General features: G+C 71.9%; 12 protein-coding genes. 3 read left to right on the plus strand and 9 right to left on the minus strand.

Annotated features, from left to right (window positions below; all coding sequences use genetic code 11):
• Positions 1 to 1,371: 1-deoxy-D-xylulose-5-phosphate synthase N-terminal domain-containing protein (locus AB0H87_RS27060; RefSeq protein WP_360151315.1), on the plus strand; the 1,371-nt coding region annotated here is incomplete at its 5' end.
• 13 nt (positions 1,372 to 1,384) lie between these two features.
• Here AB0H87_RS27060 and AB0H87_RS27065 read toward each other — a convergent pair.
• The 4 genes from AB0H87_RS27065 to AB0H87_RS27080 all read right to left on the minus strand — a co-directional run bounded on the left by AB0H87_RS27065 (position 1,385) and on the right by AB0H87_RS27080 (position 5,775).
• Complete coding sequence (locus AB0H87_RS27065; RefSeq protein ID WP_360151318.1) at positions 1,385 to 2,257, minus strand: oxidoreductase; 873 nt, start codon at positions 2,255 to 2,257, stop codon at positions 1,385 to 1,387.
• A 75-nt stretch (positions 2,258 to 2,332) separates the two neighbouring features.
• Positions 2,333 to 3,415 (minus strand): glycoside hydrolase family 19 protein, encoded by a 1,083-nt coding sequence (locus AB0H87_RS27070; RefSeq protein WP_360151321.1) that lies wholly within the window; start codon positions 3,413 to 3,415, stop codon positions 2,333 to 2,335.
• Positions 3,416 to 3,532: 117 nt separating this feature from the next.
• On the minus strand, positions 3,533 to 5,365 hold the full coding sequence (gene htpG / locus AB0H87_RS27075) for a molecular chaperone HtpG (RefSeq protein WP_360151324.1): 1,833 nt from the start codon (positions 5,363 to 5,365) through the stop codon (positions 3,533 to 3,535).
• A 50-nt stretch (positions 5,366 to 5,415) separates the two neighbouring features.
• Complete coding sequence (locus AB0H87_RS27080) at positions 5,416 to 5,775, minus strand: VOC family protein (protein WP_360151327.1); 360 nt, start codon at positions 5,773 to 5,775, stop codon at positions 5,416 to 5,418.
• Positions 5,776 to 5,792: 17 nt separating this feature from the next.
• Between AB0H87_RS27080 and AB0H87_RS27085 the strand changes: the two genes are divergently transcribed.
• Positions 5,793 to 6,398, plus strand: a complete 606-nt coding sequence (locus tag AB0H87_RS27085; protein WP_360151330.1) for a class I SAM-dependent methyltransferase — start codon at positions 5,793 to 5,795, stop codon at positions 6,396 to 6,398.
• Positions 6,399 to 6,509: 111 nt separating this feature from the next.
• Positions 6,510 to 7,481, plus strand: a complete 972-nt coding sequence (locus AB0H87_RS27090; protein ID WP_360151333.1) for a polysaccharide deacetylase family protein — start codon at positions 6,510 to 6,512, stop codon at positions 7,479 to 7,481.
• A gap of 47 nt (positions 7,482 to 7,528) precedes the next feature.
• Here the strand turns inward: AB0H87_RS27090 and AB0H87_RS27095 are convergent, their stop codons facing one another.
• The 5 genes from AB0H87_RS27095 to AB0H87_RS27115 form a co-directional block, all read right to left on the minus strand.
• Positions 7,529 to 9,052 carry a DUF1593 domain-containing protein gene (locus AB0H87_RS27095; RefSeq protein ID WP_360151336.1) on the minus strand — a complete coding sequence of 508 codons (1,524 nt, stop codon included), beginning with the start codon at positions 9,050 to 9,052 and terminating at the stop codon, positions 7,529 to 7,531.
• 14 nt (positions 9,053 to 9,066) lie between these two features.
• The gene (locus AB0H87_RS27100; RefSeq protein WP_360151339.1) at positions 9,067 to 10,053 is read right to left on the minus strand and encodes a TIM barrel protein; all 987 of its coding nucleotides are present in this window, start codon (positions 10,051 to 10,053) and stop codon (positions 9,067 to 9,069) included.
• A gap of 5 nt (positions 10,054 to 10,058) precedes the next feature.
• On the minus strand, positions 10,059 to 11,444 hold the full coding sequence (locus AB0H87_RS27105; protein ID WP_360151342.1) for an FGGY family carbohydrate kinase: 1,386 nt from the start codon (positions 11,442 to 11,444) through the stop codon (positions 10,059 to 10,061).
• A complete protein-coding gene (locus AB0H87_RS27110; protein WP_360151345.1) occupies positions 11,437 to 12,384 on the minus strand; it encodes a transketolase C-terminal domain-containing protein in 948 nt (315 codons plus the stop codon). Before AB0H87_RS27110 ends, AB0H87_RS27105 begins: the two co-directional genes overlap by 8 nt.
• Positions 12,381 to 13,303, minus strand: a 923-nt coding sequence (locus AB0H87_RS27115; protein WP_360151348.1) for a transketolase, incomplete at its 5' end; no start/stop codon positions are given. The genes AB0H87_RS27115 and AB0H87_RS27110, both read right to left, overlap by 4 nt.

Raw genomic sequence — 13,303 nt, forward strand, 5'->3', positions numbered from 1 at the left:
GCGACCGCCCGCCGGCTCACCGGCACGGCCGGTCACGTCGTGGCGCTGATCGGCGACGGCGCCCTCACCGGTGGCATGGCGTGGGAGGCGCTGAACAACATCGCGGCCGCGAAGGACCGGCCGCTGGTGATCGTGCTCAACGACAACGGCCGCTCCTACCAGCCGACGATCGGCGGTCTCGCCGACCACCTGGCCCGGCTGCGCGCGGCGCCGGCCAGTCGACCCCAGGACACACTCGGTCTCAGCTACATCGGCCCGGTCGACGGGCATGACGAGCCGGCGGTGGAAGCAGCCCTGGGAAGGGCCAAGCGATGTCCCGGACCGGTCGTCGTCCACTGTGTCACCGAGAAGGGCCGCGGTCTTCCCGAGGCCGAACGCGCGGACGAGCGCTTCCACCAGGTCAAGCCGATGGACGCCGCGGCACCCGGCGCCGGGACCTGGACCGACGCCTTCGCCGACGAACTGGCGACGCTGGGGGCCGAGCGGCCGGACATTGTGGCGGTCACCGCGGCCATGCGGCGCTCGACCGGGCTCGACCCGTTCGCCCGGCGCTTCCCGGACCGCTTCATCGACGTGGGTATCGCGGAGCAGCACGCCGTCACCGCGGCGGCCGGCCTGGCCACCGCCGGCCTGCACCCCGTCGTCGCCCTGTACGGGACCTTCCTCAACCGTGCCTTCGACCAGCTGCTGATGGACGTCGCGCTGCACCGGTGCGGGGTGACGTTCGCGCTGGACCGCAGCGGGATCACCGGCGAGGACGGCGCGTCCCACAACGGCGTGTGGGATCTCGCCGTGCTCCAGGTCGTGCCCGGGCTGCGCATCGCCGCCCCACGCGACGCCGACCAACTCCGCGCGCAGCTGCGGGACGCCGTCGCGATCACGGACGCGCCGACGCTGGTTCGCTATCCCAGGAGCGACGCCGCCGCACCCGTCCCGGCCGTCGACCGGATCGGCGGCCTGGACGTCCTGCTGCGGCCGGACCCGGCGACGGCTTCGGAGGTGCTCGTCGTGTCGGTCGGCGCGATGGCCGACCTGTGCTGCGCGGTCGCGGAGAAGCTGACCGCCCGCGGGCACCCGGTCACGGTCGTCGACCCACGCTGGGTGAAACCCGTCGACCCGGCCCTGATCCCGCTCGCCGCGCGCCACCGCCTCGTCGTGACGGTGGAGGACGGCGTCCGCGCCGGCGGGGTCGGCGCGATGGTCAGCCAGGCGCTGGTCGACAACCACGTCCGGGTCCCGGTGCGCAGCTTCGGCACGCCGACCGCCTTCCTCGACCACGGCAGCCGCGACCAGGTGCTCGAGCGCTGCGGCCTGACCGTCGAGCACGTCACGGACCAGACCGACCGGACGCTCGCGGCGTACGCGGCATGAAGGCGCACCGACCTCAGGCGGCGACCACCGCTCCGAGTTGGGCGACGTCGTCGTCGGTGAGGCGCAGGTGGGCCGCCGCGATGTTCTGTTCCAGATGGGCCAGTGAGCTCGTGCCGGGGATGAGCACGACGTTGGGCGACCTGGCCAGCAGCCACGCCAACGCGACCTGGGGCGCGGAGGCGCCGCGCCGCTCGGCGACGTCGGTCAGGTTCTCCGCCGTGAGTGGCTGGTATCCGCCGACCGGGAAGAACGGTACGTAGGCGATGCCGGCCTCGGCGCAGGCGTCGACGAGCGCGTCGTCGTCGCGTGCCGCGATGTTGTAGAGGTTCTGCACGCAGACGATGTCGGCGATGGCGCGCGCCCGGGCGACCTGCGCCTGGGTCACGTTGGACACGCCCAGGTGCCGGATGAGGCCTTCCGCACGCAGGGACATGAGCGTCTCCAGCGCGCTCTCGAACGGTCCGTCGCCATGGCCGCGGTCGCCCATGCGGAGGTTCACCACGTCCAGCCGGTCCACGCCGAGCGAACGCAGGTTGGCCTCGATGCCGCGCCGGAGGCCCGCGGGGGTCAGGCCGCGTTGCTCGGCCGGGGGCAGGGTGATGTCGTCGCCCTCGACCAGCGCACCCACCTTCGTGACGATGACCAGGTCGGCCGGGTACGGATGCAACGCGGTGCGAATCAGCTCGTTCGCGGCCACGCCGGCACGCGCGTAGTAGTGGGACGTGTCGAGGTGGTTCACGCCGAGCTCCACGGCGCGGCGCAGGATCGCCAGCGCGGTGTCCCGGTCGGGCCGCTCGCCCCTCGGCCAGCCGGTCAGCTTCATCGTTCCGTAGCCGACCCGGTTCACGCGCAGGTCCCCGCCGAGCGGCCACTGTTCCGTCGTCACGATCGTCGACCGTAGCGCACCGGCCGGAACGGCCCGGGAGCGACGGCGAACCGCGCGCCGCCCCCGGGCAGCCGGTCAGCAGTAGAGGTTGTTGCCGGCGGCGACGCCGAGGATGCCGACGAACTGCTGGTAGCGGGTGACGCGGCTCTGCACCTGGGCGGGGTTGCCGCCGTTGCACTCGATCGACCCGTTGATGCTGCGGATCGTCTCGCCGAAGCCGGCGCCGTTGACCATCGCGTTGTGCGGCGTCATCGTGCCCGGGCCGTGCTGGGTCATCCAGTACCAGATGCCGGTCTTCCAGGCGACCGCGGCGTCGTTCTGCACCAGCCAGGGGTTGGTCAGCAGGGGCAGGCCGAGCGCGTTGCCGGCGGCGTTGTAGTTGAAGTTCCAGCTGAGCTGGATCGGCCCGCGACCGTAGTAGGCGGCCTGGCCGGCCGGGCAGCCGTACGACTGGCTCGCGTCGCAGTAGTGCGGGTAGTTCGCGGTGTTCTGCTCGACGATGTAGACGAGCCCGCCGGTCTCGTGGTGCACGTTGGCGAGGAAGGCCGCGGCCTCCTGGCGCTGGACGGTGGTGCTGCCGGTCCTGGCGAACGCCGGGTACGCGCTCAGCGCGGCGACCAGCCCCGAGTAGGTGTAGAAGGAGTTCCGGCCCGGGAACATCTGGTTGAACTGGGCCTCACTGACGACGAAGCCGCCCGTCGGTGGCGGGTTGGTCGGGTTGCCGCCCCCGCCGCAGGTGTAGGGCTCCCAGTACCAGGTGCTGATGATCGGGTCGTAGCCCGGGTTCTCGTGCTCGGCGATGTAGTACAGGCCGTTGGTGTAGCGGACGATCGCGCCCGCCGCGTACCAGGTGCCGGCGACCCAGTTCGGGTAGGTGCAGCTGCCGCCCGGGTTGCCCGGGTTGCCGCCCCCGCCGTCGCAGGCGCCGAGGTCCTGCCACACGCCGGTGGTGCCGGGCGGGGCCTCGCCCTGGGTCCACCACTTCGCCTGGTAGTTGCGACCGTTGCGGGAGGCCTGGTTGCCGCCCCAGTAGACGGTCGACGCCTGCCACGGTGTCGCACAGGCCGCGGCCGACGCCGCGGTCGCCGGGATGATCGCCACCACTCCGCCGGCGACGGCCACGGCCAGAGCCACGAGCAGGGCACGCAGTCGCGACATGCGATCACTCCTTTCCGGAGGGTGCCCCCGATCGGGACCAGGAGCAGCGGATCGATGCGCGTGACTGTATCACCTCTGTTCACAAACTTTACTAATAGACGGGCAGGAATGTGAAACTCAGTTGATGGTGTCGGCGAGCCGGTCCGCGAGGAGCTTGGCGAAGCGGGCCGGGTCGGCCAGGTCGCCGCCCTCCGCGAGCAGGGCCGTGCCGTACAGCAGCTCCGCCGTCTCCGGCAGCGACGTGTCGTCGGACCGCCGCTCGTGCGCCGCGCGCAACCCCTCCACCAGCGGGTGTTTCGGGTTGAGCTCCAGGATGCGCTTGACCCGCGGCGGCTCCTGGCCCATGGCGCGGTACATCTTCTCCAGCGCCGGTGGCATGTCGTCCGTGTCGCCGACCAGGCAGGCCGCCGACGTGGTCAGGCGGTGCGACAGGCGTACGTCCTTGACCTGCTCCTCGAGCGTCGACTTGAGGAACGCGACCAGCGGCGCGAAATCGCCGGACGGCGGCGGCGTGTCGGCGGGGGCCGGCAGGTCCACGTCGCCACGGGCGACCGACTGCAGCTTGTGGCCCTCGTAGTCCGGGACCGCCTCCACCCAGAGCTCGTCCACCGGGTCCGTCAGCACCAGGACCTCGTACCCCTGCGCCTGGAAGGCTTCCATGTGGGGTGAGTTCACCACCTGCGCGCGCGAGTCGCCGGTCAGGTAGTAGATCGCGTCCTGGCCCTCCTTCATCCGCTCGACGTAGTCGGCGAGCGTCGTCGGATCGGGGCCGGCCGTGGACGCGAACGACGCGACCTCCAGGATCGCCTTCTGGTTGTCCGGGTCGTTGAGCAGGCCCTCCTTGAGCGCACGACCGAACTCGCGCCAGAACGTGGCGTACTTCTCCGGGGCGTTCGACCGCATGTCCTTGATGGTCGACAGGACCTTCTTGACCAGGCGGCGCCGGATGAGCTGGATCTGGCGGTCCTGCTGCAGGATCTCGCGCGAGACGTTGAGCGACAGGTCGGCCGCGTCCACGACGCCCTTGACGAAGCGCAGGTAGTCCGGGATCAGCTCCTTGCTGTCGTCCATGATGAACACGCGCTTGACGTAGAGCTGCAGGCCGCGGCGGGTGTCGCGGTGGAACAGGTCGAACGGCGCGGTGGACGGGATGAACAGCAGGGCCTCGTACTCGAAGGTGCCCTCGGCCCGCAGGTTGATGATCTCCAGCGGGTCGGCCCAGTCGTGGCTGACGTGCTTGTAGAACTGGTGGTACTCGTCGTCGGAGACCTCGCTGCGCGGCCGGGCCCACAGAGCCTTCATCGAGTTGAGCGTCTCGTCGCCCATCCTGATCGGGAAGGCGATGAAGTCGGAGTAGCGCTTGACGATCTCGCGGATCTTCCGGTCCGCGGTGTAGTCGAAGAGCGCGTCCTCCTCGTCCGCCGGCCGCAGGTGCACGGTGACCGACGTGCCGACGGGCGCGTCGGGCGCGTCCTCGATCGTGTAGGTGCCCTCCCCCGCCGACTCCCAGCGGGTGCCGTGGCCCTCGGTGCCCGCCTTGCGGGTGACCAGGGTGACCTTGTCGGCGACCATGAACGTCGAGTAGAAACCGACGCCGAACTGCCCGATCAGGTCGGCGTCGCCGTTGGCGTCCTTCAGCCGCCGCAGCAGCTCCGCGGTGCCGGACCGGGCGATCGTGCCGATCAGCTCGACGACCTCCTCGCGGGTCATGCCGATGCCGTTGTCGCGCACGGTCAGCGTGCGGGCGTCCGGATCCGCCGACAGCTCGATCCGCAGGTCGCTCGGGTCACCCTCGACGCCGTCCTGCAGCACGGCGAGCCGCAGCTTGTCGAGCGCGTCCGACGCGTTCGAGATCAGCTCGCGCAGGAAGATGTCCTTGTTCGAGTAGATCGAGTGGATCATCAACTGCAGCAGCTGGCGTGCCTCGGCCTGGAACTCCAAGGTCTCCATCGTTCGCTCTCCCACGGGTCACCGACGGTCCGGGTCGATGGTAGGGCCCGTCAGGAAGCGGGTTCGCCCGGGTTCGGCGTGCCGCCGAAGCCGACCTCGTTGCCTTCCGGGTCGCGATAGGTGACCTTGCGTACGCCGTTCTCGTACGTCTCGTCGGAGGCCGGCGTGAGGCCCCGCCGCGCGATGCCCGCGACGCGCTCCTCGAGGTCGTCGACGATCACGGTGATGAGCGCGTGCCCGGCGTGCGCGGGCCGGTGCTCGACGTAGAGCCACCGGTTCTCGGCCAGCTCCCAGACGGCCTCGACGTCGTTCGGGAAGAACGACGGCGCGGCGCCGAGCAGTCGTTCGTACCAGCGCAGCGCCGCTTGGAAGTCCCGCACCGAAATCCCGGCGAACAGATCCAGGCCCATCCGGCCATGCTAGTCACGTGACCGAACCGACGATCGAGACCCAGCGAACCTACGACCACATCTCGACGGAGTACGCGCGACGCAACGCGGACACCGACACCCGCCTGCTGCGCGACCTCGACACACTCGGCGAGGAGGTCCCGGTCGGCGGCCGCGTCGTCGACGTCGGCTGCGGGCCCGGGCGGGAGGTCGACCTGTTGCGGGGTCGGGGCTTCCAGGTCGTCGGGCTCGATCTGTCGCTCGGGCAGCTGCGCGCCGGCGGGCTGCGCGCGGTCGCGCAGGCCGACATGCGCCGACTACCGGTGCGGACCGCCTCCGTCGACGCGGTCTGGTGCCAGGCGGCGCTGCTCCACCTGCCCAGGGCGGCGGTGCCCACGGTGCTCGGTGAGTTCGCGCGGGTCGTCCGCGGCGGCGGCGCGCTCTTCCTGGCGCTCGCCGAGGGTGACGGCGCCGACTGGGAGGTCGCCGAGAACTACGGCTCCGACCTGCGGCGCTGGTTCACCTACCACCGCGAGGCGGACGTGACCGCGCTGCTGGCGGCGGCCGGGTTCGCGGTGCGGCAGGTGGGCCGCAACCGTTCGCACCGGGACTGGATCTCGCTGCACGCCCGCCGCGCCGGCTGAGGACCGGAAAGTTCCGGAAGTTGTTGACGGAGCGCCCATCGATCCATTGGAATCGATGTCACACACACCACCGCGGGCCGAGCGTCAGAGCACACCAGTGAGGAGTTCCGCATGTCACTCGCCCGCACGGCGGCCCGGCTCGCCCTGGTCGCCACCGCCGTCGCGCTCGGGGGCGTCGGCGTCGCCGCGACCCCGGCCGCCGCCGCCACCTGCACCGGCTACGTCGGTCTGACCTTCGACGACGGGCCCACCGGCAGCACCGGATCCCTGCTCAGCGTGCTGCAGGGCAACGGCGTACGCGCGACCATGTTCAACACCGGCCAGAACGCCCAGAACAACCGGTCGGCGGCGCAGCAGCAGGTGGCGGCCGGCATGTGGGTCGGCAACCACAGCTGGAACCACGCCCACATGACCACGATGACCCAGGCCCAGATGCAGTCGGACCTGGCACAGACCAACTCGGCGATCCAGTCCGCGACCGGGGTCCGGCCACAGCTGTTCCGGCCGCCGTACGGCGAGACCAACGGCACCCTGCAGTCCGTCGCCTCGTCGCTCGGGATGCGGCAGGTCATCTGGGACGTCGACTCGCAGGACTGGAACGGCGCCGGCGTCAGCCAGATCGTCGCCAACGCCGGCCGCCTCCAGGCCGGCCAGGTCATCCTCATGCACGACGGCATCGCCAACACCCGCAGCGCGATCCCGCAGATCATGGCCAACCTGACGAGCCGCAACCTCTGTCCCGGGATGATCTCCCCGTCGACCGGCCGCGCGGTCGCCCCCGACGGCGGCGGCAACCGCGGCGGTGGCGGCAGCTGCACCGCGTCGACGTCCTACCCCAACGTCTGGGGCGACCGCTACAACACCAGCGTCACCGTCAGCGGCGCCGGTTCCTGGACGGTCGTCGTCGCGGTCACCCAGCCCCAGCGCATCGTCACGACCTGGAACGGCACGGCGAGCCTCGACGGCACGGCCGCCGTGCTGACGATGCGCTCCAACGGCAGCGGCAACACGTTCGGCTTCACCACGATGTTCAACGGCAACAGCGGCGGCCGCGCCCAGGTCCGCTCCTGCACGGCCGGCTGAGAACGGGAAGGCGCCGGCCCCCCCACGGGCCGGCGCCTCCACGCGGGTCAGGCGACCGTGATCGTCACCCGGTCGTAGCGGGTCAGCGGGAACTGGCCGTCGTCCGTGCCCTGCAGGATCACCGAGATGGTCTGGCCCGGCACCGCGTCGGCCGGGACCGTGACGGTGCCGCCCGGCGTGACGCTGACCGCGCCGGGGTACGTCCCCTCCTCGCGGTACTGCCACCAGCTCACCGAGACCCGGTCACCGCGGTCGGGGTCCGACGTGCGGGCGGACAGCTTCACCACCGCGCCCGGTCGGGCCTTGACCGTGGAGTCGCCACGGACCCGGACCGACGGCGCGTGGTTGCCGCCCCGGGCGTCCAGCGTCCACCGGATCCTGGCCGCGAAGTCGTTCTGCGCCGCGGCGGCCCAGCGCAGCGTCGTCAGGTTCGCCACCGGCGTGCCCGACGCGTCGACCTCCGTGCCCGCCATCGTCCACAGGTTCGGCGAGGTGCTGGTCTGCTGCGCCCGGCCACCCCAGCCGCCGAGCAGCGGGTTCGACGGCTCCTCGATACCGGTCCTCAGCAGCATGTTGAACGCGACGTTGTCCCCTTCGGACAGGAAGTCGTACGGCGCCAGCGGCTTGCACCACCCGCCCGGCGCCAGCACCGGGTCGCCGAAGATGTCCAGCTGGTCCCCCGGCATCGACTGACCGTCCAACCAGGACCGGTACAGCGAGCCGTACGGCCCGATCTGGATGTTCTCCCGGATCCAGGGCCCGCTGAAGTAGACGCGGTCCGCCGGCAGGCCACGCACGTTGCCCTGGCCGCCGCGCGCGCAGTTGTAGCCCCACGTCGCGTACCCCGCCTGCATGTTCTCGACCCGGATCCCGGGCCAGACCGGCGCGATGTAGTCGGCATAGGTCTCGTCCTGGAAGCCACTGGCGAGGATGACCGCCTTGCGGGTCACCTTGTCGCGGATCGACTCCCACTTCCGCGAGCCCGCGTACTGCTCCTCGATGGACTTCAGCGCCCGGGCGATCGTGCTCGTGCCGCCCCACGCCTGGAGGTAGAGCGGCCGCTTGTCGTTGTCCAGCAGCAGCGTCTTGATGAGGTCGGAGCCGGGCGTGTCCTTCGCCATCTCCCCCTCGAACTCGATGTTGCCGATCCTGATCAGGGAGCGCAGCTCCGCGGGCGAGGGATACGACCGGTCGTGCCGGCGGAGGTTCGGATAGACGGCGGCGTACGCGGGCAGCACGTGGTCCTCGATGTAGGTCGAGCCGACCCACCGCCACGAGGTCTGCGGCGTCGAGTACTCCCGGCCGGGCAGGAAGAACTCCGTGCCCTTGCCGTCGCCGGCCCAGTGGAAGCGGCCGCTGGCGTACACGATGCCCTCGGTGTCGACCTCGTTGGTGTAGAGCAGGTAGCGGATCAGGGACGCGAGGTCGTCCTGCTCCATGTCGGTCGTGACGACGGTCCGGGGCTTGCTGGAGCCGTGTGCGGACGCCGGCACCGCGGCCACCGCGGTGACGGTGACCGCGGCGGCCACCGAGACGGTGGCGAGCCGGCGCCAGAGGTGTCGCATGGACATGGGTCCTCCAAACATCATTCGGCGGGGGAACCGAACAGGGCCTCTTGGACGATCCGTTGCGCGGCCATCGCGTCCTGGCGCTCCTGTGCCTCGGCCAGGGCAGCCTCGTCGAGCCGGTCCAGGGCGCGGTGGAGCCGCTTGAGCGTGCCGATCGCGGTCTTCGCCGCGTCGACGCTGTCCTCGCGGAACGGGAACTGGTCGAGCTGCCAGACGCCCGCCCAGTTGTTCTTGCGGAGGGTGTGGAAGAACTCGAAGATCTCGGTCAGGTGTACGGTGCCCACGACCAGGTCGTCGTCCCAGCCGCGCAGGTTGTCGTTGACGTCCATCCCGTACAGCCGGCCGTGGTCGATGATGAGCTGCGCCGCGTCGGCCGGCGACTCGCCGCCGTAGAGGCTGTGGCCGAAGTCCAGCAGGATGCCGACGTTGTCGAGGCCGACCTGCTGGATGCCAAGCAACGCCCGGGCCGCCGAGTCCCACGTCATCTTGACCCGTGGCTCGCGCGGCTTGTACTCGATGGCGAACTTCAGGTCGGGGTGTGCGCCGGCCAGCTCGCGCATGCCGTCGACCGCGAGCTTCCACAGTGTCCGGTGGTCGACCTGGAACGGGTAGTCCCAGCCGTCCTGGCCCGGCCAGATCTTCACGTAGTCGGCGCCGAGCTCGCGGACCTCGCCGGCGGCCTCGTGCATGAGGTCGAGGGCGGCCTTGCGGGCGGCCGGGTCCGGGTTGGTGAACGCGCCCCGGCTGAACTTCCGCAGGTAGATCTCGGGCGTGATGCCGATCGCGCCGAGGCCCTGCGCGGCCAGCGCGTCCTTGACCTCGCTGAGCCCGACGCCCGGCGTGAACGGGTAGTTGAGGTCGACGACGGACAGCTCTCCGACCTGCCCGGCCAGCTCGATCGCGTCGAGGGTCGTGCGGGCGGGTCCGTAGCCGTCGGAGGCGTACCGGTCGACGTAGGTGGCGAAGTGCCACAGGCCGGCGCCGAAGCGGGGGTACTCGGTCATGGCGATCAGCTCCCGGGGTGAGGGGCGGACGGGGTACAGGCCCGGGCGACGGCGTCGCGCCACGCGGCGCGTGCCGCGGCGCGGTCGCCGGGGCCGGGTTGGAACTCGTCGTAGGCGATCGGCGGCGGCGGCCGGCCGGCGGCGAGGAACGCGGCGCCGAGTGCCGACAGGTTGGTGGTGCGGGCCCGCTTGACGGGCACGCCGAGGAGATCGGCCTGGATCCGCATCAGGTCGTCGTTGCCGCTCGCACCGCCGTCGGCGAGCAGGCAACCGGCGGGACCCATCGCGTCGACCACGTCGGCCACCTGGTGGGCGATCGACTCCACGGCGGCCCGGGCGAGCTGGGGCGCCCGGCTGCCCAGCGTCAGGCCGCTGATCACGGCGACCGCGCTGTCGTCCCACCACGGCGCGGCCAGCCCGCCGAACGCGGGCACGAGGTGCACGCCGTCGCTGCTGGCGCCGGCCGCCAACGCGGCGACCGCCTCCGGGGTGATGCCGAGCAGGTCGGCGAGCCAGGCGACGGTCGCGCCGGTCGACCGGATGTTGCCCTCGGCGGCCAGCCGCGGCGGCGGGTCACCCCAGGCGACGGTCAGGCACACCGCGTCGCCGGCCGGCGTGCCCTGGACCAGGCGCATCGCCGACGAGCCCGTGCCGTAGGTGACCTTGACGCCGTCGCCCGGCCCGTGGGCGTAGAGCGCCGCGTGCGAGTCGCCGAGCACCGCGGTGATCGGCAACCCGGCCAGCACTCCGCCCGCGGCGCCGATCACGCCGAGCGCACCGGCCGAGGGCGTGAGCGCCGGCAGGGCCGACTCCGGGATGCCGAACAGCTCCAGCAGCTCCCCGCTCCAGGAACCCGTGCGGACGTCCAACAACTGTGTACGCGACGCGTTGCCGACCTCGATCTGGTGGTTGCCGGTCAACGCGTACAGCAGCCAGGAGTCGACCGTGCCGACCGCCGCGTCGGGCGTCCGCTCGAGCAGCCAGCGCAGCTTGGCCGCGCTGAACATCGGGTCGAGCGGCAGCCCGCTGATCCGCCGGATCTCGTCCGCGTGCGGCCGCAGGTCGGCGCAGGTGGCCCGCTGGTCCTGCCAGCCCAGCACCGGCCCGACCGGCTTCCCGGTGCGCTTGTCCCAGACCACGGCCGACTCGCGCTGCGTGCTGAGCCCGACGGCTGTCACGGCGCCGCGCGGCACGCCCGCGAGGCACTGCCCGGCCGCGGCCAGCACGCTGTCGAGGATCTCGACGGCGTCCTGCTCGACCCAGCCCGGCCGCGGGTAGCGGATCGGCACGGGCGCCGACCCGCTCGCCACGACCGCGCCGCCGGCGTCGACCAGGAGGCCCTTGGTCGCGCTCGTGCCCTGGTCGATCGCCAGGATGAGGTTCTCAGCCATCGCCCTTGGCCAGCTCGAGGGCCGCCGCGCGGATGTCCGCGGCGGTGAGACCGAAGTGCTCCAGCAGGAACGCGGTGCTGCCGGTCGGCGCGAACTCGCGGTGGACGCCGAGCATCCGCATGCGCACCGGGGCGCGCTCGGCGACGACCACGGCGGCGACCGCGGCGCCGAGCCCGCCGGTCGTCGTGGCCTCCTCGGCGGTGACGATCCCGCGGGTCTCGCGCATCGCCCGCCGGATCGCCTCCTCGTCGAGCGGCGCCACGGTCGACATGTTCAGCACGCGCACGTCCACGCCGGCCTCGGCCGCTTCCTCGGCGGCGGCCAGCGCGCGGGAGACCATCGTGCCCGCGGCCACGACCGTCACGTCGGTGCCGTCGCGGAGCGTGCTCGCCCGGCCGAAGACGAACTCGCCGTTGACCGCCGGCACCTTGAACCGGCCGATCCGCAGGAACACCGGCGTCGCGGCGGCCGCCGCCCAGCGGACCGCGGCCCGCGTCTCCGCCGGGTCGGCCGGCACGACGATGCCGAGGCCGGCGATGGCCCGCAGCCACGACAGGTCCTCGATGGAGTGGTGGGTCGGGCCGAGTTCGCCGTACGCCATGCCGGGGCTCATCCCGCACAGCACCACCGGCGTCTCGCTGTAGGCGACGTCCGCCTTGATCTGCTCCAGCGCGCGCCCGGTCAGGAACGGCGACGCGCCGCAGACGAACGGGACGTAGCCGCTGAGCGCGAGCCCCGCGCCGACGCCGACCATGTCCTGCTCCGCGATGCCGACGTTGATCAGCCGGTCGGGGAACTCCTTCGCGAACGCGACCAGGTTGCTCGACCCCACGGAGTCGTTGCACACCGCGACGATCCGCTCGTCCGCCCGGGCCAGCGCGAGCAGCTCCTCCGCGAACGCGACCCGGCAGTCGAAGGTCTCCGCCACCATCGTGCTCATCGGGCCAGCTCCGCCGCGGCGGCGGTGATCTGCTCAGGGGTGGGCACCTTGTGGTGCCACTCGACTCGGTCCTCCATGAAGGAGATGCCTCTTCCCTTGATCGTGTTGGCGATGACGCAGGTCGGGCGCTCCCCGCGGGGCGCCGTGAACGCCGCCAGCAGGGCCAGGTGGTCGTGGCCGTCGACCTCGGTGACGTCCCAGCCGAAGCTACGCCACTTGGCGTCGAGTGGATCAAGGGCGTTGGTGTCCTCGGTACGGGCGCCCTGCTGCAGCCGGTTGCGGTCCACGACCGCGGTCAGGTTGGCCAGGCGGCGGTGCCCGGCCGTCATCGCGGCCTCCCAGTTGCTGCCCTCCTGCAGCTCGCCGTCGCCGAGCACGACGTACACGTGGCGGTCCGAGGCGGCGAGCCGGCCACCGACCGCCATCCCGACCGCGACCGGCAGCCCGTGGCCGAGCGGGCCGGTGTTGGTCTCGACGCCGGGCACCTTGACCCGGTTGGGGTGGCCGTTGAGCGGGGAGTGCGGGCCGGCGAACGTGTCCAGCTCGGCGGTGGCGAAGAAGCCGGCCGCGGCCAGGGTCGCGTAGAGCGCACCGGCCGTGTGCCCCTTGCTGAGGACGAACCGGTCCCGGTCGGCCCAGTCCGGCTGCTCCGGGTCGACCCGCAGCACGCCGAAGAACAGGGTGGTCAGGATGTCCAGGACGGACATGTCGCCGCCCACGTGCCCAAGGCCGGCCCGGCCGATCATCCGAAGGTCGGTGGTGCGGGACTGGTTGGCCCGCCGCCGCAGCATCTCGCGGCGACGCTCGGGCTCGGCATCCGCGAGCTCCTGACGGAAGCGACGCCAGGCGGCGGCGGCCCGGGGGTCGGCGACCAGCCTGGGTGCCCTTAGTGGAGCTGATTGGGTTGTCCGGCGGGCCA

Origin of the sequence: Asanoa sp. NPDC050611, assembly GCF_040654855.1 — a bacterium.
In the GTDB taxonomy this organism is placed as follows: Bacteria; Actinomycetota; Actinomycetes; order Mycobacteriales; family Micromonosporaceae; genus Asanoa.

What these genes read in the sequence shown, in the direction of transcription:
- AB0H87_RS27090 (WP_360151333.1), top strand. Translation starts at nt 6,510, where the DNA reads ATGTCACTCGCCCGCACGGCGGCCCGGCTCGCCCTGGTCGCCACCGCC.
- AB0H87_RS27095 (WP_360151336.1), bottom strand. Translation starts at nt 9,052, where the DNA reads ATGTCCATGCGACACCTCTGGCGCCGGCTCGCCACCGTCTCGGTGGCC.
- AB0H87_RS27110 (WP_360151345.1), bottom strand. Translation starts at nt 12,384, where the DNA reads ATGAGCACGATGGTGGCGGAGACCTTCGACTGCCGGGTCGCGTTCGCG.
- AB0H87_RS27100 (WP_360151339.1), bottom strand. Translation starts at nt 10,053, where the DNA reads ATGACCGAGTACCCCCGCTTCGGCGCCGGCCTGTGGCACTTCGCCACC.
- AB0H87_RS27080 (WP_360151327.1), bottom strand. Translation starts at nt 5,775, where the DNA reads ATGGGCCTGGATCTGTTCGCCGGGATTTCGGTGCGGGACTTCCAAGCG.
- htpG (WP_360151324.1), bottom strand. Translation starts at nt 5,365, where the DNA reads ATGGAGACCTTGGAGTTCCAGGCCGAGGCACGCCAGCTGCTGCAGTTG.
- AB0H87_RS27105 (WP_360151342.1), bottom strand. Translation starts at nt 11,444, where the DNA reads ATGGCTGAGAACCTCATCCTGGCGATCGACCAGGGCACGAGCGCGACC.
- AB0H87_RS27070 (WP_360151321.1), bottom strand. Translation starts at nt 3,415, where the DNA reads ATGTCGCGACTGCGTGCCCTGCTCGTGGCTCTGGCCGTGGCCGTCGCC.